This window comes from Streptomyces sp. BK022 (assembly GCF_004217355.1).
Classification (GTDB): domain Bacteria; phylum Actinomycetota; class Actinomycetes; order Streptomycetales; family Streptomycetaceae; genus Streptomyces; species Streptomyces griseoluteus.
In genome coordinates, this window is sequence record NZ_SHKU01000001.1 from 138,696 (window position 1) to 161,168 (window position 22,473).

The following is a 22,473-nucleotide window of genomic DNA, read 5'->3' on the forward strand; positions in this document are numbered from 1 at the left end:
CCGGACTCAGTGCCCGATGGCGTACGCCTCGCGCTCCGCCCGGGCGATGTCCGGGTGGTGGAGGTCGAACGCCGGGGACTCGCTGCGGATACGGGGCAGGGTGACGAAGTTGTGCCGCGGCGGCGGGCAGGAGGTCGCCCACTCCAGCGAACGGCCGTAGCCCCACGGGTCGTCCACCTCGATCGGCTTGCCGTACTTCGCCGTCTTCCAGACGTTGTAGAAGAACGGGAGCATCGACAGGCCGAGCAGGAACGAGGCGATCGAGGAGACCGTGTTCAGGGCCGTGAAGCCGTCGGCCGCCAGGTAGTCGGCGTAGCGGCGGGGCATGCCCTCGGCGCCCAGCCAGTGCTGGACCAGGAAGGTGCCGTGGAAGCCGATGAACAGCGTCCAGAAGGTGATCTTGCCGAGCCGCTCGTCCAGCATCTTGCCGGTGAACTTGGGCCACCAGAAGTGGAAGCCGGCGAACATCGCGAAGACGACCGTGCCGAACACCACGTAGTGGAAGTGCGCCACCACGAAGTACGAGTCGGAGACGTGGAAGTCCATCGGGGGCGAGGCGAGGATGACACCGGTCAGGCCGCCGAAGAGGAACGTCACGAGGAAGCCGGTCGTCCAGAGCATCGGTGTCTCGAAGGAGACCGAGCCCTTCCACATCGTGCCGATCCAGTTGAAGAACTTGACGCCTGTGGGGACCGCGATGAGGAACGTCATGAAGGAGAAGAACGGCAGCAGCACACCGCCGGTGACGTACATGTGGTGCGCCCACACGGTCACGGACAGACCGGCGATGCCGATCGTGGCCGCGATGAGGCCCATGTAGCCGAAGATCGGCTTGCGCGAGAACACCGGGATGATCTCGGTGACGATGCCGAAGAACGGCAGCGCGATGATGTACACCTCGGGATGGCCGAAGAACCAGAAGAGGTGCTGCCACAGCAGGGGCCCGCCGTTGGCCGCTTCGAAGACGTGGGCGCCGAACTTGCGGTCCGCCTCCAGCGCCAGCAGCGCCGCCGCGAGCACGGGGAAGGCGAACAGCACCAGCACGCTGGTCAGCAGCACGTTCCACACGAAGATCGGCATCCGGAACATCGTCATGCCCGGCGCGCGCATGCAGATGATCGTGGTGATGAAGTTGACCGAGCCGAGGATCGTGCCGAAGCCGGAGAAGGCCAGGCCCATGATCCACAGGTCACCGCCGACCCCGGGGGAGCGGACCGCGTCCGTCAGCGGGGAGTAGGCGAACCAGCCGAAGTCGGCCGCGCCCTGCGGAGTGATGAAGCCGCTGACCGCGATGAGGGAGCCGAACAGGTACAGCCAGTAGGCCAGCATGTTCAGCCGGGGGAACGCCACGTCGGGCGCGCCGATCTGCAGCGGCATGATCCAGTTCGTGAATCCCGCGAACAGCGGGGTGGCGAACATCAGCAGCATCACGGTGCCGTGCATCGTGAACGCCTGGTTGAACTGCTCGTTGGACACGATCTGCATGCCCGGCCGCGCCAGCTCCGCCCGCATGACCAGCGCCATCACGCCGCCGAACAGGAAGAACGCGAAGGACGTCGTCAGATACAACGAGCCGATCGTCTTGTGGTCGGTGGTCGTCAGCCATTTGACGACGACATTGCCGGGCTGCCTGCGGTGGATGAGAAGCTCGTTCTCGCTCGAGTCCTCAGCCGCCGGCTCGGGCTGATTGATGATTGTCACAGGTCCCGCTTCTCCTGGTGCTCGAGTTCCACCCGCGCCGTGGCGTCAGTGACGGCCATCCTCGCGGCTCGGGCCCGACCCCGGCTCCCAGAGCGGCCGACACGCCGCCGATCGGGGGGTTTTGACACCCGCATGGAGTAGTGGGGGCGCCCGGTGCTGCCGACACGGCCGCGCGGCACGCCGGCCGGCGGTCACGGCCCGCCCCGGAGGGGGACTGTCGGCCCCGGTTCCTCGTTGACTACCGTACGGTCCGCCCCGCCCGCACCGGCCGGGGCGGGACGGAGGACATCTTGCCGAGCCTGATCCTGGGCCCACTGCTGCGTTACGTCGACGGCTCGTCCGCGACCGTCTGGGTCGAGACGAGCGGCCCCTGCACCGCGGAGGTGCGGTGCTCCGACGGCGCCAAGGGCGCCGCGCGCACCTTCCGGATAGCGGGCCACCACTACGCCCTGATACCGGTCACCGGCCTCACCCCCGGCACCGACGCGGAGTACGAGGTGCTGCTGGAGAGCGAGTCCGTGTGGCCGCCGGCCGACTCGCCCTTCCCCCCGTCCCGCATCCGGGTACCCGGTCCCGACGACGGTCTGAAGGTCGCCTTCGGCTCCTGCCGCTGGGCCGCGCCGCCCGCCGACGGCGGCCACGACCCGGCCGGCCCGGACGCCCTGGACACTCTCGCCACCCGGCTCGTCGCGGGTGGCGAGCGCCCCGACGTCCTCCTGCTGCTCGGTGACCAGGTCTACGCCGACGAGACCTCCGAGGCCACCCAGAAGCGGATCGCCGCCCGCCGTGACCTGGACGAGCCGCCCGGTTCGCAGGTGGCGGACTACGAGGAGTACTCCGGGCTGTACCGCGAGTCCTGGCTCGACCCCGAGGTGCGGTGGCTGCTGTCCACCGTGCCGAGCTGCATGATCTTCGACGACCACGACGTCATCGACGACTGGAACACCTCCGCCTCCTGGCTGGCCGACATGCGGTCCACCCCCTGGTGGCGCGAGCGGCTGCTGAGCGGCCTGATGTCCTACTGGGTCTACCAGCACATCGGCAACCTCGCCCCGGACGACCTGGCCGCCGACCCGCTGTACACCGCCGTCACCCAGGCCGCCGACGGCACCGACGCGCTGCGCGCCTTCGCCGCCGAGGCCGACGCCGACCCCGCCTCGACCCGCTGGAGCTACCGCCGCGACTTCGGCCGGGTACGCGTGCTGATCGTGGACTCACGGGCGGCGCGGGTGCTGGCCGAGGACGAGCGGGCGATGCTCGACCCGGACGAGGAGCGCTGGCTGCGCGACCAGGCGCTCGCCGACCGGGAGACGGTGGACCACCTGCTGATCGGGACCTCGCTGCCCTGGCTGATGCCCCACCTCGTGCACGACGCCGAGGCGTGGGACGCGGCGCTGTGCCGGGGCGAGCGGGGCCCGCGCTGGGCCAGGTTCGGGGAGTGGCTGCGCCGGGCGGCCGACCTGGAGCACTGGGCGGCGTTCCCGGCGTCGTTCACCGCGCTCGCGGACCTGATCGCCGAGGCCGGCTCGGGCCCCCAGGCACCGGCGACGATCAGCGTCCTGTCCGGCGACGTCCATCACGCCTATGTCGCCGAGCCGGCCTGGCGGTCCGCGAAGGTCGACTCCCGCGTCACTCAGCTCACCTGCTCGCCCGTGCACAACTCGGTACCCCGGTCGATGCGGTTCGGCTTCCGCTTCGGCTGGAGCCGGACGGCACGCGCGCTGGGACGCCTGCTCGCCCGGCACGGACGCTGCGCTCAACTCCCCGTCGTCTGGCGGCACACGGGTGGCCCCTGGTTCGGCAACCAGCTCATGACCCTGAACCTGCACGGCCGTTCCGCCCGGCTGCTGCTGGAGCAGGCGCAGTCGGCCAAGGGGGAGCGGGCCCGCCTGGAGAAAGTGGCGGAGCGGCAACTGTCATAGTGCGGGCCCGGAGCCGCTCCAGCGGAGCGTGACGTCCAGGTGGGCGCTGGTGCCCGCGCTGGTCAGGACCGCGCCGAGCTTGGCGTCCAGGGTGACACCGAAGGTGACCTCCACCTCGTCGGGCCGCTGCGCGACCTCACGGAACTGGCCGATCACCTCGGAGGCGGCGGCGGTGATCGGCCGCAGGGCCTCCCGCAGGCTCTCGCCCGCGCTCTCCAGCCGGGTGCCCAGGCCCACGGCCCCGGTTCCGGTGCGGGTGGGCGGGGCGACGAGAACGCGGGTTCCGTCGTCGAGGGTGAACTGGATGGCGTCCGCCACGGGGTCTCCTGGAGGTCAGCGGGGTTTCGGTGTGCTGCACAGCGGTGCGGGCGCGGACCCCGGCGAGGGATAACCGAGTTGCTGCTGGACCTTGTCGAGGGCGGCCAGCAGCGGCCCCGGCTCCTTGCCGTTCGCGTAGTCCAGCACCGCCCGGTAGAACGCGGCGGACACATCGGGGTCCATCGCGTCGGCGGCGCTGAAGCAGAGCGCGAAGTCGGGGGAGCGGAGTATCCCGGCGATCCGGCCCTGGACCGCGTTGTCGTACTCCGTCACCCTCCGGTCGGCGGAGACCGCGAAGCCGGGTTCGTTCACCCAGGTCCGCTGGGCCTCGGTGCTCGCCAGGTAGGTGATGAAGGCGTCGGCACCTTCGTTCCGGGTGAACTTGCCGACGAAGTCCGCCGAGACCTCCAGCGCGTCGCGCGAGGACGGTACGTAGGTGTACTGGTCGTCGCTCACCCGGGCCGAGTCGAACGGCATCGCGGAGAGGGAGCCGTGGCTCAGCGCACACCCCCGCGCGTCCTTGCCGCCCGCGGCCTGGCGGAAGTTCCGCGCGGTCGCGCCCTTCAGGGCGGCGCCCACCATGTGCCCCCACGCGGTCCACGCGTCCCTGACCGGTCCCTCGGCCCACGCCGCGTTGCCCGAGGCCCAGTCGGTGTAGGTGTCGACGCCCGCGTCGGAGAGCAGCAGGTCCGCGATCCAGTCGGCGCCCGGCCAGCCGGAGGTCGGCCCTGACTCCAGCCCGAGGCACCAGCGGTACCGGCCCGGCCGACCGGGTGAAGGCGGTTCGGTGGAGCGGGCGTCGTACCAGATCAGGCTCTTGAGGTCGGCCTTCACCGGGACCGCGTACACATCGCGGCCGTGCATGCCGAGCGCGCGGAAGGGCTCGGCGTACGCACCCGTGTCGACGTCCAGTTTCCGGAGCGCGCCCGCGGTCCGGTACTTGGTGATCGCGCCGACGCTGGGCAGCACGGCCAGATCGGGCTCGGCGCCGGCCCCCACCGCCGCGTCGAGCTGCTGGGTGAGAGCGCGGGTGATCTGGGGTTCGACGTCGATGCCGGGGTGGCCGCGCTCGAAGTCCTTGACGACCGCGTAGAACGCCTGGAACTCGGTGCCGGACCAGGGCACCATGATCGTCACCTTGCTGTGCTCCGGTCCGCCGCACGAGACGGACGCCAGGAGCAGCCCGAGGATCAGGGCGCAGCGCAGGAGGGGTGCCGTGGGCCGCCTCATGGGCGCGGGAACCTGTACTCGGCGAGTCGGGGACGGTAGGCCAGGTAGCCGAGCGCACCGGCCGCGGCGAGCACGGGCAGCGCGATCGCCACGTCCGGCGGATTGATCGTGCACATGGGAATGCCGATCGCCGCGGTGGCCAGCGGCGCCAGTACGAGGGCCGGGCCGGGGTAGCGCCGGAAGCGGTGGACCACGAGGCGGCCGGTGACGCCGGCCAGCAGCAGCATGACCGCCAGCGGGCCGAGGAACAGCGGCCGGAGGAGGGCGGGGTCCCGCCAGCCCGAGTGGCGCTGGCGGTCGCGGGCGTCGGCCTCCAGTGCCTTCAGGTCCATGAGCGACTGCTTGAGGCCGCCCGTGAAGGGGACCGGGTCCCCGTCGTCGTACTCCGGCTCGTCGTCCAGGGCGTCGCGGGCCCGGTCCAGCCCCGGTCTGCCGTCCAGGACCGCCGTGTTGGCCGACTGTACGCAGGTGGTCAACTGGCCCTGGACGAACTGGATGTGGCTGAGCCCCTGTTCCCCGGCCGCGTTGCCCTCGGTGGCCGAGGTGAGGTGGGAGCTGACGCGGGCGGTGGCGTTGGCGAAGTCGCCGCTGGTGCCGATCAGGTCGATCGCGCCGGTCCGGGAGACGGCCTTCAGCGCGGTGTCGGCGGCCCCGGCCTGGTCGTACGCCGCGCCGATGTGCCAGATGGCCGTCGTCGTACGGTCGGCGGCGGCGATCTGCTCCTCGGCCCCGTTCGCCACCACCAGGTACAGCAGCGCCGTCACCGCCACCATGGTCAGCAGGCCCGCGCGCAGCCACCGCAGCAGCACGACCGTATGGGGCACGCGCGGCCCTCCGCCGGTCACCACGCGTCCACCGGGCCCCCGGCCCCGAACGGGTGGCCGCACTCCTCGCAGAACCTGGCGGTGGGGGAGGCCGCCGTCGTGTCGCACCTGGGGCACACCCGGGGCAGACCGGTGTCCCGCAAGGGGAGTTCCCGCGACTCGGCCGGGTGGCTCACGGTCTTGGTGGAGTCGACACCGATGCGGAGCATCTGTCCACGGGAGGCGTCCCGCCGCAGCCGCGGCCGGCCGTCGGGGCCGGTGGTCGCCACCGCGCGCAGCAGCCGCAGGCGTGCCGTGTCCCCTAGGGACTCCGCGAGGCCCGTCGCCAGGCGCAGTTCACGGTCCGCGCGGTCGAGGTCGCCGCGCAACCCGGCGTCCGCGCAGGCGCGCATGGCCATGCCGAGTTCGCGCTCGTTCTCGACGCGGGTCAGGTCGGGGGAGCGGACGACGCCGAAACCGGGGGTCGCCCGGCGGCGGACGGCCATGGCCTCGGTCCCGGAGCACGGGCGGCGGGTGCCGTCGGGGAACTCGGCGTGCAGGGTGACACGGGCGGCGCGCATCAGCTCGTCGACGGTCAGGCTCTCGGGATCGAAGCGGAGGGAGACCTGGTACTGGCGGGATTCGGCGGGCCACGAGCCCAGCGGGACATGGGTTTCGCCGTCCAGAACCTGACGTACCGTCAAGTCGGCCTCGGTCGGGCGGGTCTGCCGTACGAACGCGAGCCGGAAGCGGCTGTTGAGGCGCAGGCCCAGATACAGCCGGGGGACCACGATGCGCCGGGCCTCCCGCATCAGGTGGGTGAAGTCCTCGGTGAGGTCCGCGATGGTGACGACCGCCTCGGCGGTGCCGTGCAACGCCTGCGTGATGCGCAGGAGTTCGTCGTGATGCCAGTCCTCGCCCAGGCCCCGCGCGTGGCAGATGAACCGGTCGGCGCACGAGGCGAGGATCTCCGCGAGCTGCTCGGGTGTCTCGTGCTCGTCCTTGCCGTCCGTGTAGAGCACGGCGTGGCGCACCGTGCCGGGGGAGTGGACCGAGGCGAAGAGATCACGGGCGCGGGCGAGCCACTGGCCGATCGCCGTGCCGCCCTCGGCGAGCTGACCTGCCACCCGGAGTTTGGCGTCCTCGCGGGACCGGGCGTCCACGACGGCCAGACCCTCCGTCGGCGGGAAGATCACCTCGGCCTGATGGTTGCCCGCGACGACGCCCAGCAGGGTGCCGTCGCGCAGGGTGTCGATGGCCGCGCACATCGCGCGCTTCGCCTCGTCGAGTTTGTGCCGGGACATCGACAGCGAACGGTCCATGATGAGCACTTGAGCGCTCTGGACCTGCGGTGACGGGCCGGCGGCGGAGTGTGCGGTGACGGTGATCAGCGCGTCCGCGCGCTGCTCGTCGTAGGCCAGGTCCGCGGGCGAGTCCACTTCCAGGGCAAAGCTGAGCCCCAAGGGTGTCCTGTCCCCCACCGGCACCACCCGATCTGTCGCTGCGCTTCGTTGCGGAGCGTGCTCCCGTCATCGACGGAACGTCTTACAAGCTTAACGGTCCGGGTGCGGCTCCGGAACGGGTGTGACCCGATCTGTCGCGCTTTCCCCACCACCCCCAACTCAGTCCAGGGCGGAGCTTGTTCGCCAGATCCACCAGGGCGACGTACTCACGTTCGGCGGGGGCGTGCGGGCCGAGGGCGCGGACGGCGCCGGACAGCTCCAGCCGGTCGCGGGTGCGCAGGAACTCCGCGTACTGGATCTCGGCGCGGAGCGCGGCGGCCGCCGCGTCGGTCACGTCGAGGCCGGGCAGTGCCGCCCGGGCCCGTTCCACGTCGTCCTCGGTGGGAGGCGGAAGGTCCGGGCGGACCATGACGCGCAGCCGCACGGCGGCCACGCGCGCCTCCCGCTCGTAGCGGAACTCCCCGGCCAGCTTCTCGGCGACCTCGACCGCCTTGGCGCGCTCACCGGCCAGCAGCAGTACGCGGGCCAGCCCGAACCCGGCCGCGCCGAGGGCGGGGGAGGTGTCGAAGACGGTGCCGTAGTGCGACCGGGCCGCGGTGCGGTCGCCGCGGAGTTCGGCGCACAGGCCGAGGGCGAGGCCCGGTATCAGCTCACCCGGCAGCGCCCTGCGCACCTCGGTGAAGGCGACGGCGGCCCGCCGCGGGTCCCCGTCGGCCAGGGCGATCAGGCCGCGGTACCAGCCGGTGAGCCAGTGCCAGTCGGGCAGGCCCGCCGCCGCGAGCCGCTCGGCCGCGCCCTCGGCGTCCCTGCGGCGCAGGGCCAGCCGGCTCTCGGTGAGCGCGCCTCCGGCGTCCGGGTCGTCGGGGTCGGACAGCGGGGCCGGGAGGGCGGCCGCCACATCGCGGGGGTCCGGTGTGCGGAACGGGGCGGCCATCTCCAGCAGCGCCTCCCGGTCCGGCCGCGCCTCGGCCCAGTGGGCGAGGGGGCGGGCGGTGCCCAGGCCGCCGTGCAGGGGCTCGGGTGCGGGGCCGAACAGGGCCGAGAGCCGCGTGACTTGGCGGCAGGTGGGAGGGGCGGCCACCACTTGCCGTACGACACCGCTGAGCTGCTCCGCGAACTGGCGGGCCGATCCGAACCGCCGCCACGGCTCGGGGTGGGTGGCGCGCTCCAGCAGCAGATGGAGGGAGTCGACGCCGGGAGCGGAGCGGTCGGTCCCGTAGGAGCGGCAGACCTCGCGGAGGGTCATGCCGAGTCCGTAGAGGTCGAAGCCCGGAGTCGGGCGCTGATGCTCGGGGTCGGACTCCGGGGGAGCGTACGCCCTGGTGAACGCCACCACCGGGCCGGTGTCCGTGGTCTGGCTGCGCACCGCGCCGAAGTCGATGAGCCGCACCCGGTCGAGCGCGCCCGCCGGGTTCTCCTCGCGGAAGCGGATGATGTTCAGCGGTTTGACGTCACAGTGCAACAGGCCGCGAGCGTGCAGGTAGTCGAGCGCCTGGAGGACGCGCACGCCGTGCGCCAGCAGGGTTTCGAGACGGTCACCCGGGCGGGCCGCGAGCGGTTCGCCCGGGACGTACTCGAGGACCAGGTGCGGGCCTTCGGCCTCGTAGCCGAGGATGCGGACGATGCTGTCGTGCCGCAGCTCGACCAGGATGTCCCGCTCGTGCAGCGCGGTCTTGGCCACCGACTTGTGCAGCGCCTTGAGGACGACGTCGGTCGCCAGGTTGCGGTCGTGGGCGAGGTAGGCGGCGCCGTACGCCCCCGAACCGAGGGTGCGCCGCACCTCGTAGCGGTCGGCGATGGTGAAGCCGCCCGGCTGGGTGAAGTCGAAGCCCGTGCCGCACTGCGGGCAGAACCCGGCGGTCCGGCCCGGCCCGCCGTCATGGCCGCGGCCGACCGGCTGCCCGCACACCGGGTTGGGGCAGAAGCGGTGCTGCTCGGCCACCGGCTCCAACGGCACGTCCGGGGGCGCGAGCGCCTCGGGTGCCTGGACGGGGTCGACCAGGCCGAGGCCGTACCAGGGGTCCGGGCGGACCTGCGCCACGCCCGCGCCCGCGCCGGTCCGCGCCGGGGGCTCGGGCACCGTGCCGTCAGCCGGCAGGGGCAGCCGGTCGCACCGGTCGCAGAACCCCTGTTCGTCGATGGCGCCGCGCCCGCAGTCGGGGCGGTTGCACTGTCGGCGGCTCGTCGTCACCCGTCACCTCTCCTCGAACCGGCGGTTCACCTCGTCGGCGTAGCGCCGCACCAGTTCGCGGGCGGCCGCCAGGTCGATCGGCTCGGTCTGGAGGGCGCGGGCGGCCGGGGCGTGGCGCTCGGCGAGCGGGCGGTCCTCGTCGCCGAAGTGCCGGGCGGCCCGGACGCGGTGCAGTTCCAGGGAGACGGTGAGGTCCTCGTGGGCCGTGACCATGCGGCGCAGGCCGTGCTCGAACCGGGTCAGGGCGGCGCGGGCGTCGGCGGCCCGGTCGAGGATCGCGCCGAGTTCGGGGTTGAGCTCGGTCGCCCGGGCCACGGCCAGCCGGACCCGTAGACGGGGCGCGACCAGCGGCGGCAGCCGGGGCGGGGCGAAGAACCTCAATCCCCAGTCCAGCTGGAGCGCCGAGGCGGCCTCCTCCTGGGCGGCGAGCCGGCCGACGGCCGCCTGGACCTCGGCCGCGCTCACACTGCGAGCGGGGTCTCCGCGCAGCGGTTCGGGGTCCAGGGAGACGTCGTAGGCCAGGCCGGGCGGGGGTGTGCCCTCGAAGCCGAGGACGAGGCGGAGGCCGCGCGGGCGGGCGCGGGCGGCCAGCCGCCCCAGCAACCGGTCCATGAGGGCCTCGGGGTCCTGGGCCCGGTCGACGCCGCCCACCACCAGGCACGCCGGTGGCCTGCGGCGCAGCAGCTGCCCCCGTACCTCGTGCGGGTCGCCGCCGGGGAGCCCGAAGCGGCGGGTGAGGTAGCCGGCGAAGTCGCCGACCGACCTGCCGCGGGCGTCGTAGGCCGCGTCGATGGTGCCGAGCCCGAGGACCGTGTCGCCGGGGGAGCCGGTCAGTTCGGCGTCCGTGACACCGACGCGGGCCGCCGGGTCGGCCGTGCGCACCAGCCGGACGAGCCAGGAGTCGCCCACGGCGGTCGTGCCGCCGGTGCCGACGACGGCGGTGCCCGACCAGCCGCTGTCGAGCAGCCGGGTGAGCTCCTGGGTCAGTGCGAGCCGCAGCGGGTCGCCGAGTACGTCCGCGGGCAACTCGCCGCGTGCGGGACCCAGTTCGTCGTTGCGGTCGCCGCCGGTGAATTCCTCGATCGCGGGGAGGTACCGGAGAATCGTCTCGGTCGGCAGCATCCATGCCGCCTTCTCGTCGCCGTTGACGTAGTCGGCCACCACGATGCCGATCACATGGCCGTCGAACTCCCCGCCCACCGCCATCGCACCGGCGCCCGAATACCCCGGCTCGATCCACGGAACGCCCTCGCGCATCCGGCTCAGCAGGCCCCACTCGCCCTGCCGGTGCCCCGACCCCGCCAGCCGGGCGTCGGCGCCCATGCCGTACCGCGCGTGCCGCGGGAAGCCGTACACCTGGACCGTGCCGCCGGAGATGGGCGCCTTCCACAGCCTGGTCCGGATGCCGCACCCGGCCGGCTCGTCGAGTACGAGCAGGGCCACGTCCCCGCGCTGCGTGCCCTCCTCGTGCACCCAGGTGCCCGGCGCCACGTGCGCGGTACGGCTCCACTCCGGGCGGCACGCCACGCTGGTGATCCGCAGGCGGGACGTGGTGCCGCCGGGTGCCGCCCCGGCGTCGCGCACCACATGGGCGCAGGTCAGCACGTGCCGGTCGTCCAGCAGCACGCCGGCGCCACAGGGCGTGCGCTCCTCGTCGTCCACTCGCACACGCCACGGCCGGTCACTGTGGTGATGCAGCGCCATGCGCCAACGGTATGGCAACCGGCGGGAGTTTGACCCCGGGCCGTCGGGAGGAGGGGGCGCGCTACCGGCGTGCGCGGCGGATGCGGACGGGTCCGCGCGCCTCGGACTCCTCGACCGGCCGCCCGGCCCGGGTCACCTCGACCTCGCCGGCCGCGACCAGCCGCCAGGCCGCCCGGCGGGCCGGTTCCATCAGGTCCCGCCAGCCGTCGTCGTCACCCTCGTAGGCCGCGCGGGCCGCGTCGGAGGGGCAGATCGAGGACGTGTCCGCACGCTGTTCCAGCAGGCGCATGATGGTCTGCTCGAGCCGCTGGTCCGGGTCCGTCACCCGACCAGTCTGGCACCGTCAGAGCCGGATCGCCGTACGGACCAGACCGGCCAGGGCGGCCGAGCGGCTGTGCGCGGGCCACGCGATGTGGGTGACGACCGGGGGCGCGTCGGTGAGGGGTACGGCGGCGTGCTCGGACCACAGCCAGGCGCGGGCGGACTCCGGGAAGACGGCCATCGTGCGGCCCAGCGCGATCAGTTGGGCCAACTGGGTCTGGTCGTGGATCTCGGGGCCCGGCCCCGGCGGATACGAGCCGTCGCGGGGCCAGCGGGCGTGCGGCAGGCCGGGCACACCGGTGATGTCGGCCAGGGTGAGGGTGTCGCGGGCGGCGAGCGGGTGCCCGGCGGGCAGCACGGCGATCTGGCCCTCGCTCATCAGCTCCTCGTGGTCGAACCCGGCGAGGGAGTTGAAGGGGGCGTGCATCAGCGCCACGTCGGCGCGGCCGTCGCGCAGCATCTCCTCCTGCTCGCACATCCCGCTGGGCAGCACCTCGATCTCGGCGGCGCCGGGCTCGGCCGCGTAGGCGGCGAGGAGCTTCTGCAGCAGGTCGTGGGAGGCCGCGGCCTTCACGGCCAGCACCAGGCGGTCACGGGCGCCGCCCGCACCGTCCGCGTCGCCCGCGCGGCGGGTGCGGCGGGCGGCGGCGGTGGCCGCGTCGAGCGCCACCCGGCCCTCGTGCAGCAGCACCTCACCGGCGCCGGTCAGGGAGACGCCCCGCCGGTCGCGGGCCAGCAGCAGCACCCCGAGGCGCCGCTCCAGCCGCTGGATCGCCCGCGACAGCGGCGGCTGGGCCATGCCGAGCCGCTCCGCGGCGCGGCCGAAGTGCAGCTCCTCCGCGACGGCCACGAAGTACCGCAGTTCACGCGTCTCCAATGCCTCCATGTCCTGAGCGTAGCCCCGGTGATACCCACCGGGTATCACAGGTCACCGAGTCGGTGTTGGCACCACCCCCGCCCGGCGAGCGAGCATCGGTACATGAGCGAAGCGAAGACCGCGCTGGTCACCGGCGCGAACAAGGGAATCGGGTACGAGATCGCGGCCGGCCTCGGCGGCCTCGGCTTCCGGGTGGGCGTCGGCGCCCGCGACGACGCGCGGCGCGAGGCGGCCGTGGAGAAGCTGCGCGCCGCCGGGGTGGACGCCTTCGGGGTGCCGCTGGACGTGACCGACGACCGGAGCGTGGCCGAGGCGGCGGCGCTGATCGAGCGGCAGGCGGGAGGCCTGGACGTCCTGGTCAACAACGCGGGCATCTCCGGCGACATGGGACCGGACTGGACCCAGGACCCGACCACGATCGACCTCGACCAGATCCGCACCGTCGTGGACACCAACGTCCTCGGCGTCGTCCGGGTCACCAACGCGATGCTGCCCCTGCTGCGCCGCTCGTCCGCGCCGCGCGTCGTCAACGTCTCCAGTTCCGTCGGCTCCCTGACCCGGCAGGCGGACCCGGACATCGAGGTCGGGCCGGTCATGGCGGCGTACGCCCCGTCGAAGACGTTCCTCAACGGCATGACCGTGCAGTACGCCCGGCAACTCGCCGGTACCGGCGTCCTGATCAACGCCATGTGCCCCGGCCTCGTGGCCACCGACTTCAACGGCCACGCGGGCTCGCGCACTCCCGAGCAGGGCGCGGCCACGGCGATCCGGCTCGCCACCCTGCCCGACGACGGGCCGAGCGGGTCGTTCTTCGAGGACGCGGGCGTCGTCCCCTGGTGACCCGAGGCCCCAACCCGCCCAGCGTGGTGGCTCACTCCCGCTCGGGTGCACCCGGCGGCCCCGACCGCCCTCGGATTCGGCCATTCCGTATCCGCCCCTGCCTCGCACGGCGTCATGACACGGACAGCCCGTGGCGCGCCCTCGGCCCCGGCGGAGGACGCGACCGCACGGGCGGTCAGCAGCCCTGACACGTGTCTCACGGGCCGGTGCGCCCCGTCCTCTCCCGCCGATCCGAACGCGTGGCCGAATCGCTGCGCCGGCCGGAGGACGGCAGTGGCCGCGGACCTTCTCCGGGTACTCGTGCCGCATCCCAAGTCCCTTACAAGACAAGGGACTTGACGTTCTACGAGAGGGAGTCGAACGATGAACCGCAAGCTCTTCGGGACCGCGCTGCCGCTGATGGGCGCCGTCGCGCTCGCCGCCGTTCCGGCGGTGACCGCGCAGGCCGCGCCCGCGCAGGCGGAGTCCTGTGTCCAGAAGGTCGCGGTGGTGAACAACTCGGGGTTCGTGCTCTCCTGGGCCGCGACCACCCGCACCGGCGAGCAGTCGCCGTCGACGGACGCGTACCCCGTGAACCAGACCCGGACCATCGACCTGACGACCACCTCGTTCCCCGAGGGCACCGACCTGCGCCCGTACGTCGACGCCGTCGCCGGCACCAAGAACTACGGCAACCGGTACGTGTCGTACTGCGACAACGGCCAGACGGCGACGTACTCCGTCACCGGGACCACGCTGGACTACTCGGTCACGCTGCTCGACTAGCAGGGCCGTACCGACCAGGGGGCCGCGTCCGACGGGCGCGGCCCCCTCGCCGCATCCGGGGGTGCGCCGGGGGCGGAAGCACAGGTGACGGCTCCCGGCAGGAGGTGCTCGCCATGAAGGACGTCCGGCTGTCTTCGCGCGAGAGGCGTGTACTGGCCGAGATGGAACGCACGCTCGGCCGCGATCCGGCGCTCGTCCGGCGGCTCCAGGAGATGCGTGCCCCGCTCGCCGTCCCGGCCGGGCGGCGGTCGCGCGCGCTCACCACCGCCGTGATCGCCTTCGCCGCGGTCTCGCTCACCCTGCTCGCCGTGGCGGTCGCCTACGCGCACCCCGCCCTGCTCTGGGTCTTCGCGGGTACCTGGCTGCTCACGCTGGCGGGGCTGATCCGGCTGACGCTGCGCTGGAGCCGGGGTGTGCGGTCGACACCGCCGGCCGTCGAGTGAGGGGGCCCACATGGGCCATGCTCGTGTGCCGGTCCGGCCGACGGGAAGGAGAATGGTCGACCAAGGGAGGCTCATGTGAGGCGCGACAGGATCGGACTGGCCGAGGTGCTGGAGGCGGCGGAGGCCGCTGCACCGGTGGCCTCACTCGACGTGGTCGCAGGCATCCTGCGCGAGCGGTTCGGCGCGCAGTACGTCTCGTTCCTGTTCGTCGACGTCGTCGGGCGCCGCGTGGTGCGGGTCACCGAGGGGACGTCCGCCCAGGAGGGGCGCCGCGCCGACCACATCCCGCTGGCCGGCAGCATCTACGACGAGGTCCTGCGCACCCAGAAGCTGGTGCGGGCGGCGGACGGCGGCGAGGGGCAGCGCGTCCTCGCCCCGGTCACCAACCGCGGCGACACCATCGGGGTGCTCGAACTGTGGCTGCCCGAGGTCACCGAAGAGGTGCTGGAGCAGGTCGAGGAGGCCGCGCACGCCCTGGCGTACATCGTGGTCACCGACCGCCGCTTCACCGACCTCTACCACTGGGGGCAGCGCACCACCCCGGTGAGCCTCGCCGCGGAGATCCAGCGTCAGCTCCTGCCCTCCGCCCCCTCCTGCGAGGCAGCCGAGTTCGCCCTCGCCGGTGCCCTGGTCCTGGCGGACAGCAGCGCCGGTGACACCTACGACTACGCCCTCGACCACGACACCCTGCACCTGTCCATCACGGACGCGATGGGCCACGACGTCGACGCCGCCCTCATGGCCACCCTGCTGGTCAACGCCTCGCGCGGCGCCCGCCGGGCCGGGGCCGCTCTCGGGGAGCAGGCCCACCACGTCCACCAGGCCCTGCTCGACCACGGGCGGCGCACCTTCGCCACCGGCCAACTGCTGCGCATCGCCCTCGACGGGAGCAGCGCCCAGTTCGTCAACGCCGGACACCTCTGGCCGCTGCGGCTGCGCGACGGCGTGGTCGAACAGATCCCGCTGGACATCAACCTGCCCTTCGGCGTGGCCGGACAGCGGGGCCCGTACGAGGTGCAGGACCTCGACCTGCGGCCCGGCGACCGCCTGCTGCTCTACACCGACGGCATGCAGGAACGCCGGGCGGAGTCCGTGGACCTCCCCGGGCTGCTGCGCGCCACCGCCACGGAGCACCCACGCGAGGTCGTGCGCACCATGGTCGCCGCGGTCGTCGCGGCCTGCGGCGACCGCGTCGACGACGACGCCACCGTGCTCTGCCTGGACTGGTACGGCCCCAACCCCGGCGGTGGCGCGCACCTCTGACCCTCCTCGGTCAGGACGGAGGCGCGGGTACGGGGTGCGCGGGCAGCGCCTGTGCCGTGGGGAACGGGCTGGCTCTGGCTGACGCCGGGCGTTGACCCACCTCCGTGCACCCTGTTGCGGGCATGTCAATTCACGCTACGGTCTACCCGCGTCAACCCACACCTCCCCCACGAGGAGTCGATGCGCCGTGCCCCTGCTCCGACGAGCCCTCGCTCTCGCCGCCCCCGCGCTGGCCACCGCCGCGCTGCTCCAGATGCCGGCCCCGGCCCAGGCGGCCGTCGTCCCGGACCATGCGGTGATCATCTGCCAGAGCGCCAGCTTCTACGCCAACTACAACAGCTCCTCCGGCCCCACCGGCCTGGTCCGCACGCTGTACTACGGCGACAAGGTCGGTCACACCCGAGGCGCGCACCCCGTCTACAACGGCTGGGCCGCCACCTTCGACTTCGGCCCCAACGACTGGGGCTATGTGCGCGACGAATGCATCGGCGGCTACGGCTCATGGTGAGCCGGGACCCGGGAGGCAAAGGCATGTCCACACCCCGTACCGTCCGCTTCGCGGCGTTCGCGGCCGCCGTCGGCGCCGTCCTGCTGCTGGGTTCCGGACCCGCGCGGGCCGCCGACGGCACCGTCGGCACCCGCGAGACCGTCTGCGCGCAGGACCTGTTCGTGCGGACCGAGCCGGTGGGCGCCTGGATGGGCACGCTCTACAAGGGACAGACGTTCCTGGTGGAGAGCAAGCGGTCCGGCTGGGCGTACGGCTTCGCCTACGGCGACATCAACCGCCGGGGCTGGGTCCAGGACGGCTGGTTCTGCTAGGTCCTGTCGTCGCATTCCCGTCGCCGCCCTGAGGACCGCCCCGCCGCGGCCGGTCCTCAGGGGAGTTTGTGGGCGAGGACGTCGAGTCGCTCGACAGAAGGCGGCTCTGAGAACAGATCGCTGGCTCGTTCCATCAGGGCGCTGCCCAGCCGGCCGCTGAGATGGGTCTGACGTGCGGAGTCGGTGGGGAAGGCGTCGAAGATCGCGAAGGTGGTCGCGCTCAGCCGCACGGCGAACCACGCCACGGTGTCGGGTTCCTCCCGCACGAGGTCAAGGCCGCCGCGGAGGAAGTCGGCGACCTCGTCCTCCTTGCCGGGCCTGGCCTCCATGCGCACGTACAGCCCGACCTTGACGTCTGCCATGAGGGGACTCCTATCGGTGCTCGGCCGCCGGTGAGCGCCCGCGCGCGTCCGTGACCGGTTTGGGCTGGAACGCGCTCATTATGGCTGGAATGCCACGCCTTCGCGTGCATTCGCCTCCCGCTGGCAGGTCGAACCACCGGGACGCTCCGCAGGGAAGGCCGCCGGGTCCCGGTCGCCGTGCGCGGTCCCCGACACCTCGTCACGGCCATGCCGGTGCGCACTCGCTCGCCGCCCGGTCGGCCGCCAGGGGATCTCCCCGGCTCGTGAACCGTGATCACGCACGGTCCGGGACCCGTCAGGGCGACATGCGCGCCGCGACCTCCTCCGCGCACTCCCGCAACGCGGGTGCGTGTGCGCGGAGTTGGTCCGCGTCCGTCAGGATGACCGTCGCCGCCAGGGACAGCGCCAGTGGCGGGGTGCCCTCCGGGGCGTCGGGCAGTGCCACCGCGATCGAACGGACGCCGATCTCGTTCTCCTCGTCGACCTCCGCCCAGCCCCGCTCCCGCACGAGCGCCAACTCCTCGCGCAGCACGGCGGGATCGGTGATCGTGCGGGGAGTCACCGCCGGGAGCGGGCCGGTGAGCAGGCGTTCGCGTTCCGCCTCGGGCAGCCAGGCGGCCAGCGCCTTGCCCAGCGAGGTGGCGTGCCAGGGGTTCCGGGTGCCCTCGGCGTTGCGCAGCTGGAGATGCTGGGTGCCCTGCACGGAGAGGACGAGCAGTACCTCGCTGTCGTTCAGGATGCCCGCGATGACCGGCAGTCCGGTGCGCGCGCCGAGCCTGCGCATCGGCGCGGCCGCCGCCGAGTAGCCCGCCGGGGAGCGCTGGAAGCCGCGGGACAGTTCCAGCACGCGGGAGCCCAGCGCGTACCGCCGGGCCTCCTCGTCGTACGTCGCGAACCGTTCCTCGACCAGGCGGCCGAGGATGCGGTGGGCGCTGCTCACCGGCAGCTTCGCCGCGCGGGCGGCGGCGCTGACGCCGAGGCCGGCGGGGTGCTCGGCCAGTACGGTGAGCAGCCGCAGCCCCCGGCCCAGCATGTCGTCGCCGGATGGTGTCGTCACCGTGCGCGCCTTTCGTCGTTCGCCGCCGCTTGTCGTGGCCGGGGAGGGGGTGCGGCGGCCGTTCCCGGGCATGCCGGGGCGGCCGCCGCCTCGACGGTCACCGTACCGGGACCGGTCCGGCGCTCCTCGCGGGCTCGGGTGCCGCCAGGGTCAGCGCGGCGGCGACCAGGGTGCACACCGCCATCAGGCCGAAGGCGCCCGCGTCGCCCAGCTCGGTGCCGCGCACCCAGCCGACCAGGTAGGTCCCGGCGAACGAGCCGAGCGCGCCGAAGGAGTTGACCAGCGCGACGGCCGCGCCCGCGATCCCCGGCGGCGCGAGGGTGGTGACGAGCGCGAAGTACGGGCCGTACGGCGCGTACAGGCACACGCCGGCCACGACCAGCAGGGTGAGGGCGAGCGGGAAGTCGTCACCGGCCGCGTACGAGCCGAGCAGGGCGAGACCGCCGCAGGCCAGCCAGGGCCAGACGGCCGCCCGCCGGCGCCCGCTGCGGTCGGAGAGGCGGGAGTTGACCAGCATCGCCACGGCCGCGCACGCGTACGGGATCGCGGTGAGCGCGCCGGTGGCGCCGATGCCCTCGCCGGAGCCCTTCTTGATGATGGCCGGGAGCCAGAAGACGAAGCCGTACATGCCGAAGGACCAGAAGAAATACTGCGCGGCCATGGTGAGCACGGCGGGGGAGCGCAGCACCCGGCCGTACCGCTCGCGCAGGGTGCCGGTCACCGGCGGCGCGGCGGCCTTCTCCGCCGCCAAGTCAGCCTTGAGCAGCGCGAGTTCGGGCTCGGGGAGGTTGCGGGCCTGTTCCGGGTGGTCCTTGACGAGCCAGAGGCAGCACACCCCCCACAGCACCGACGGCACGCCTTCGGCGACGAACATCACCCGCCAGTCGGAGGCCGACACCAGCCAGCCGGAGACCGCCGACAGCCACATCACCGTGACCGGGTTGCCCAGGATGAGGAAGGTGTTGGCGCGCCCGCGCTCGCCGCGCGTGAACCACCGGCCGAGCAGCATCACCATCGACGGCAGCACCGCGCCCTCCACCACGCCGAGCGCGAAGCGCACCGCGATGAGCTGGGCGGGGCTGCTGAGCATGCCCTGGAGCACGGCGAGCAGCCCCCAGGCCACGGTCGACCAGGCCACCAGGCGGCGGGCGCTGCGCTGTTCGGCGTAGATCGTGCCGGGGATCTGGAAGAAGAAGTAGCCGAGGAAGAACGAGGCGGCGATCAGGGAGTCCGCCCCCGCCGACAGTCTCAGGTCCTCGGCCATGCCGCCGGCCGAGGCGATCGCGTAGTTGGACTTGTCGAGATAGGCGAGCGAGTACGTGACGAACGCGACCGGCATCAGATACCGGGCGCGGGAGGACCGCCAGAAGCCTGTCTGCGTGGGTGCCGCCGCTGTGGTGTCGGTGGCGGGTGACGTCGCTGTCATCCCGGACCCCCTGTTTTCCGTGTGGTGGAAAGTGTTTCACTGGACGGAAAGCACCGTACGAGACGGAGGGTCCGATGACCAGAGATCCGCACCACACCGCGACCGGCGTCCTGCTGCCCTGGGCCGGTCTGGACCGGCAGCACGGCCCCTGGCCCGAGGGTGTCGAGGTCCAGGTGTGGGACGGCGTCACCCCCGGCGGCGAGCCGGCCGGCGACGCGCTCGCCCGCGTCGGCCTGTGGGTGATGCCCTACGCCGTGCCGGACGCCGTGCGCCTGCTGCCGAAGCTGACCGGCCTGCGCGCGGTTCAGTCACTCAGCGCCGGGGTCGAGAAGCTTCTCCCGCTCATGCCCGCCGGGGTCACCCTGCACAACGGGCGCGGCCTGCACGACGCCTCCACCGCCGAGCACGCCCTCGGGCTGATCCTCGCCGCCCAGCGGGACCTGCCGCGGTGGGTCGCCGACCAGGGCGCCGGACGCTGGGAGCCGCACTTCACCCGCTCCCTCGCCGACGCCCGCGTCACCATCGTCGGCTACGGCTCCATCGGCGCCGCGCTGGAGCGGCGGCTGCTCGCCTGCGAGGCGGACGTCGTCCGGGTGGCGCGGCGGGCCCGGCCGAAGGAGGGCGTCCACGCGGTGGCCGACCTGCCCGCGCTGCTGCCGGAGACGGACATCGTGGTGCTCGTCCTGCCCGAGAACCCGCACACCGTCGGCATGTTCGGCGCCGAGGAGCTCGCCGCGCTGCCCGACGGCGCGCTGGTCGTCAACGTCGGCCGGGGCCGCACGCTGGACACCGGCGCGCTGCTCGCCGAGACCCGGTCGGGCAGGCTGCGGGCCGCCCTGGACGTCACCGACCCCGAGCCGCTGCCCGCCGGCCACCCGCTGCGGCACGCGCCCGGGGTGCTGATCACCCCGCACGTCGCGGGCGGCTCGGCCACGTTCCGGCCGCGCGCGGAACGCCTCGTCGTCGAGCAGGTACGCCGGTTCGCCGCCGGGGAGCCGCTGCACCACCTCTTCCCGCGCGACTGAGCTCCTGACGGCCCCGACGTGTCGTCAGGCCCCGCCCCGCTCGCGGGGAATCCTCAGCCCCGCCTCGATCGCCACCGGCAGCCGGTTCTCCGCCGGGGGCAGCGGGCAGGTGGCGAGGTCGGTGTAGGCACAGGGCAGGTTCGCCGCCCGGTTGAAGTCCAGCACCACCGTGCCGTCGGCGGCGGGCGGGGCCAGGGAGAGCACCCGGTTCGCGGCGTACGTGGTGCGGCCGGAGGTCTCGTCGGTGAACAGCACCATCAGGCCGCCGGGGCCCTTGCCGGGGAACGCGGTCAGGGCCAGCGGGCGGCCCTCCAGCTCGAAGGTGATCCGGCCGGGCGCGTCGTACACGTGCCGCAGGTCCTCCACGGCCGCGCCCACGGTGGTCGGGCGGGGCTCGGGGAAGGGCTCGTAGCGGCCCGTCACCACCCAGCGCGGGTCCGGCGCGTAGGACGGCGTGCCCGCGAAGGCGGTGCGCAGCGGAGCGTCCGGGTGCCGGGGCCGGACGATGTCGTGGCCGCCGCGCCTGGCCACCTCGATCACCGCGTCCCCCCACACCGCCTCGACGCCGCCGCGTTCGGGGAGCACGCCGAAGTGGTGCTCACCGCGCACCGGTACTCCGGCCAGGGTGAGTTCCTCACCCTCGTCCAGGGTCACCGTGACGCCCTCGGGACCGGTGCGCCAGGCGCCGGGGGCGTCGGGGAAGCGCCGGGGGTGCTCGTCCAGCCAGTTCAGGCTGGTCACGGCGAGGAAGCCGTGCGGGTCGGCGAGGTTCTCCTCGTGCGCCCGGTACCAGTCCAGCCAGGACTCGGTGAAGGCGTGGAGGTCCGTCTCGGCGGCTCGGGTGGTCATCGGTGCTCCTTCGTCGTCGTGCCTGAGGGCCGTCGTGCCTTGAGGGGGTGTCAGTCGGCCAGTTCGCCGAGGAGGGCGTAGGTGCGCAGCCGGGACGCGTCTCCGGCGAGCTCGGTACCGGTCAGGACCACCTCCGTCGCCCCCGCGTCGCGGTAGCGGCGCACCTCGGCGGCGACCGTCTTCTCGTCACCGATCACCGCCAGGTCGGCGGCCCGGCGGGCGCCGGAGAGTTCCAGTACCCTCGCGTAGGACGGGATCTGCTCGTAGAAGGCGAGCTGCTCGGTCGCGGTCTCCCGCACGGCGTCCACGTCGTCGGTGACCACGCCGGGCACCAGGGCCACGATCCGGGGCGCGGGCCGTCCGGCGGCCTCGGCGGCCGCGTTCACCGCCGGGACGATGTCCCGCTCCAGCGCCCGAGGCCCGGCCAGGTACGGCAGGATGCCGTCGGCGAGTTCGCCGCTGACCCGGAGTGCCTGCGGTCCCATCGCGGCGACCAGTACGGGCACGCCGTCCTCGGCGCCCGGGACGCGGGCCGGGACCGGGGTGACGGCGGTGAGCAGTTCGCCGTGGAAGTCGGCCTCGCCGTGCTCGGTGAGCTGGCGCAGCGCGGTGAGGAACTCGCGCAGCCGCGCGATGGGCCGTTCGAAGGGCAGACCGAAGCCGCCCTCGGTCAGCAGCTTGGTGCCGAGCGCCAGGCCCAGGTGGTAGCGGCCGTGGGTGGCCGCCTGGGCGGTCTGGGCCTGGCTGGAGACGAGCAGGGGGTGGCGGCCGAAGACCGGGATCGCGGAGGTGCCCACCTGGAGACCGGGCACCTCGCGGCCGACGATCGCGGCGAGCTGGGGCGAGTCCGCGCCGAAGGTCTGTCCGAACCAGGCGGACCGCACTCCCGCCGCCGCGGCCTCGCGGGCCTGGAGCACGGAGGCGTCGACCTGGTTCACGGCGCCAAGCGTGTTGAGCGCTACTCCAACAGTCATGACAAGGAGAACGGCCCGCCCCCGAGGCCGCATTCCGGTCCTTGTGTGACAGGTTCTTTGCGGGTGTGTGGAGGCCCGTCACCCGTACGGCGGTGCGGCACGGTTCGCCGAGGGGGTTCA

General features: G+C 73.3%; 22 protein-coding genes. 8 read left to right on the forward strand and 14 right to left on the reverse strand.

Features of this window, described 5'->3' with window-relative positions; translation table 11 throughout:
- Window positions 1-6 precede the first annotated feature (6 nt).
- Window positions 7-1,701, reverse strand: coding sequence for a cytochrome c oxidase subunit I (gene ctaD, locus EV284_RS00635; RefSeq protein ID WP_130329188.1), 1,695 nt, complete (start codon window positions 1,699-1,701; stop codon window positions 7-9).
- A 290-nt stretch (window positions 1,702-1,991) separates the two neighbouring features.
- Between ctaD and EV284_RS00640 the strand changes: the two genes are divergently transcribed.
- Window positions 1,992-3,623 carry an alkaline phosphatase D family protein gene (locus EV284_RS00640; RefSeq protein WP_130329190.1) on the forward strand — a complete coding sequence of 544 codons (1,632 nt, stop codon included), beginning with the start codon at window positions 1,992-1,994 and terminating at the stop codon, window positions 3,621-3,623.
- On the opposite strand, the gene EV284_RS00645 is transcribed toward EV284_RS00640, so the two are convergent.
- From EV284_RS00645 to EV284_RS00680, 8 genes are all read right to left on the reverse strand, one after another.
- Window positions 3,618-3,941, reverse strand: a complete 324-nt coding sequence (locus tag EV284_RS00645) for a CU044_2847 family protein (protein WP_130329192.1) — start codon at window positions 3,939-3,941, stop codon at window positions 3,618-3,620. The two genes, EV284_RS00640 and EV284_RS00645, sit on opposite strands and share 6 nt — an antisense overlap.
- A gap of 15 nt (window positions 3,942-3,956) precedes the next feature.
- Window positions 3,957-5,171 carry an ABC transporter substrate-binding protein gene (locus EV284_RS00650; protein ID WP_130329194.1) on the reverse strand — a complete coding sequence of 405 codons (1,215 nt, stop codon included), beginning with the start codon at window positions 5,169-5,171 and terminating at the stop codon, window positions 3,957-3,959.
- The gene (locus EV284_RS00655) at window positions 5,168-5,995 is read right to left on the reverse strand and encodes a hypothetical protein (protein WP_130329196.1); all 828 of its coding nucleotides are present in this window, start codon (window positions 5,993-5,995) and stop codon (window positions 5,168-5,170) included. Before EV284_RS00655 ends, EV284_RS00650 begins: the two co-directional genes overlap by 4 nt.
- Before the next feature lie 17 nt (window positions 5,996-6,012).
- A complete protein-coding gene (locus EV284_RS00660) occupies window positions 6,013-7,413 on the reverse strand; it encodes a vWA domain-containing protein (protein WP_130329198.1) in 1,401 nt (466 codons plus the stop codon).
- Between the two features lie 106 nt (window positions 7,414-7,519).
- Window positions 7,520-9,628 (reverse strand): tetratricopeptide repeat protein, encoded by a 2,109-nt coding sequence (locus EV284_RS00665; protein ID WP_130329200.1) that lies wholly within the window; start codon window positions 9,626-9,628, stop codon window positions 7,520-7,522.
- 3 nt (window positions 9,629-9,631) lie between these two features.
- Window positions 9,632-11,332: a trypsin-like peptidase domain-containing protein gene (locus EV284_RS00670; protein ID WP_130329202.1), complete on the reverse strand. Its 1,701-nt coding sequence runs from the start codon at window positions 11,330-11,332 to the stop codon at window positions 9,632-9,634.
- Between the two features lie 61 nt (window positions 11,333-11,393).
- The gene (locus EV284_RS00675) at window positions 11,394-11,657 is read right to left on the reverse strand and encodes a DUF3253 domain-containing protein (protein ID WP_278045799.1); all 264 of its coding nucleotides are present in this window, start codon (window positions 11,655-11,657) and stop codon (window positions 11,394-11,396) included.
- Between the two features lie 18 nt (window positions 11,658-11,675).
- Entirely contained in the window at window positions 11,676-12,539 is an 864-nt protein-coding gene (locus tag EV284_RS00680; RefSeq protein WP_130329204.1) for a LysR family transcriptional regulator, read from the reverse strand.
- Window positions 12,540-12,632: 93 nt separating this feature from the next.
- On the opposite strand from EV284_RS00680, the gene EV284_RS00685 reads away from it, so the two are divergent.
- The 6 genes from EV284_RS00685 (at window position 12,633) to EV284_RS00710 (ending at window position 16,660) form a co-directional block, all read left to right on the forward strand.
- Window positions 12,633-13,370, forward strand: a complete 738-nt coding sequence (locus EV284_RS00685; protein ID WP_130329206.1) for an SDR family oxidoreductase — start codon at window positions 12,633-12,635, stop codon at window positions 13,368-13,370.
- Window positions 13,371-13,733: 363 nt separating this feature from the next.
- Window positions 13,734-14,135, forward strand: a complete 402-nt coding sequence (locus EV284_RS00690; RefSeq protein ID WP_130329208.1) for a hypothetical protein — start codon at window positions 13,734-13,736, stop codon at window positions 14,133-14,135.
- A 113-nt stretch (window positions 14,136-14,248) separates the two neighbouring features.
- The gene (locus tag EV284_RS00695) at window positions 14,249-14,578 is read left to right on the forward strand and encodes a DUF3040 domain-containing protein (protein WP_130329210.1); all 330 of its coding nucleotides are present in this window, start codon (window positions 14,249-14,251) and stop codon (window positions 14,576-14,578) included.
- Between the two features lie 75 nt (window positions 14,579-14,653).
- Complete coding sequence (locus EV284_RS00700; RefSeq protein ID WP_207228879.1) at window positions 14,654-15,841, forward strand: PP2C family protein-serine/threonine phosphatase; 1,188 nt, start codon at window positions 14,654-14,656, stop codon at window positions 15,839-15,841.
- Window positions 15,842-16,028: 187 nt separating this feature from the next.
- Window positions 16,029-16,349: a hypothetical protein gene (locus EV284_RS00705; RefSeq protein WP_207228880.1), complete on the forward strand. Its 321-nt coding sequence runs from the start codon at window positions 16,029-16,031 to the stop codon at window positions 16,347-16,349.
- Between the two features lie 23 nt (window positions 16,350-16,372).
- A complete protein-coding gene (locus EV284_RS00710; RefSeq protein WP_207228881.1) occupies window positions 16,373-16,660 on the forward strand; it encodes a hypothetical protein in 288 nt (95 codons plus the stop codon).
- 56 nt (window positions 16,661-16,716) lie between these two features.
- Here the strand turns inward: EV284_RS00710 and EV284_RS00715 are convergent, their stop codons facing one another.
- The 3 genes from EV284_RS00715 to EV284_RS00725 all read right to left on the reverse strand — a co-directional run bounded on the left by EV284_RS00715 (window position 16,717) and on the right by EV284_RS00725 (window position 19,505).
- The gene (locus EV284_RS00715) at window positions 16,717-17,022 is read right to left on the reverse strand and encodes an antibiotic biosynthesis monooxygenase (RefSeq protein WP_130329212.1); all 306 of its coding nucleotides are present in this window, start codon (window positions 17,020-17,022) and stop codon (window positions 16,717-16,719) included.
- Window positions 17,023-17,317: 295 nt separating this feature from the next.
- Window positions 17,318-18,079, reverse strand: coding sequence for an IclR family transcriptional regulator (locus tag EV284_RS00720; protein WP_242625485.1), 762 nt, complete (start codon window positions 18,077-18,079; stop codon window positions 17,318-17,320).
- Between the two features lie 97 nt (window positions 18,080-18,176).
- Window positions 18,177-19,505 carry an MFS transporter gene (locus EV284_RS00725; RefSeq protein WP_130329214.1) on the reverse strand — a complete coding sequence of 443 codons (1,329 nt, stop codon included), beginning with the start codon at window positions 19,503-19,505 and terminating at the stop codon, window positions 18,177-18,179.
- Between the two features lie 74 nt (window positions 19,506-19,579).
- Here EV284_RS00725 and EV284_RS00730 point away from each other — a divergent pair, with 74 nt between their 5' ends.
- On the forward strand, window positions 19,580-20,530 hold the full coding sequence (locus EV284_RS00730; protein WP_130329216.1) for a 2-hydroxyacid dehydrogenase: 951 nt from the start codon (window positions 19,580-19,582) through the stop codon (window positions 20,528-20,530).
- A 24-nt stretch (window positions 20,531-20,554) separates the two neighbouring features.
- Here EV284_RS00730 and EV284_RS00735 read toward each other — a convergent pair whose 3' ends face one another.
- Both EV284_RS00735 and EV284_RS00740 read right to left on the reverse strand, forming a co-directional pair.
- Window positions 20,555-21,379 (reverse strand): DUF1684 domain-containing protein, encoded by an 825-nt coding sequence (locus EV284_RS00735; RefSeq protein ID WP_130329218.1) that lies wholly within the window; start codon window positions 21,377-21,379, stop codon window positions 20,555-20,557.
- 50 nt (window positions 21,380-21,429) lie between these two features.
- The gene (locus tag EV284_RS00740) at window positions 21,430-22,353 is read right to left on the reverse strand and encodes an LLM class F420-dependent oxidoreductase (protein ID WP_130329220.1); all 924 of its coding nucleotides are present in this window, start codon (window positions 22,351-22,353) and stop codon (window positions 21,430-21,432) included.
- Between the last annotated feature and the right edge of the window lie 120 nt (window positions 22,354-22,473).

Coding starts and splice junctions, on each gene's coding strand:
- EV284_RS00650 (WP_130329194.1), bottom strand. CDS start 5,171: ATGAGGCGGCCCACGGCACCCCTCCTGCGCTGCGCCCTGATCCTCGGG.
- EV284_RS00695 (WP_130329210.1), top strand. CDS start 14,249: ATGAAGGACGTCCGGCTGTCTTCGCGCGAGAGGCGTGTACTGGCCGAG.
- EV284_RS00725 (WP_130329214.1), bottom strand. CDS start 19,505: ATGACAGCGACGTCACCCGCCACCGACACCACAGCGGCGGCACCCACG.
- EV284_RS00735 (WP_130329218.1), bottom strand. CDS start 21,379: ATGACCACCCGAGCCGCCGAGACGGACCTCCACGCCTTCACCGAGTCC.
- EV284_RS00685 (WP_130329206.1), top strand. CDS start 12,633: ATGAGCGAAGCGAAGACCGCGCTGGTCACCGGCGCGAACAAGGGAATC.
- EV284_RS00740 (WP_130329220.1), bottom strand. CDS start 22,353: ATGACTGTTGGAGTAGCGCTCAACACGCTTGGCGCCGTGAACCAGGTC.
- EV284_RS00710 (WP_207228881.1), top strand. CDS start 16,373: ATGTCCACACCCCGTACCGTCCGCTTCGCGGCGTTCGCGGCCGCCGTC.
- EV284_RS00670 (WP_130329202.1), bottom strand. CDS start 11,332: ATGGCGCTGCATCACCACAGTGACCGGCCGTGGCGTGTGCGAGTGGAC.
- EV284_RS00690 (WP_130329208.1), top strand. CDS start 13,734: ATGAACCGCAAGCTCTTCGGGACCGCGCTGCCGCTGATGGGCGCCGTC.
- EV284_RS00680 (WP_130329204.1), bottom strand. CDS start 12,539: ATGGAGGCATTGGAGACGCGTGAACTGCGGTACTTCGTGGCCGTCGCG.
- EV284_RS00715 (WP_130329212.1), bottom strand. CDS start 17,022: ATGGCAGACGTCAAGGTCGGGCTGTACGTGCGCATGGAGGCCAGGCCC.
- EV284_RS00730 (WP_130329216.1), top strand. CDS start 19,580: ATGACCAGAGATCCGCACCACACCGCGACCGGCGTCCTGCTGCCCTGG.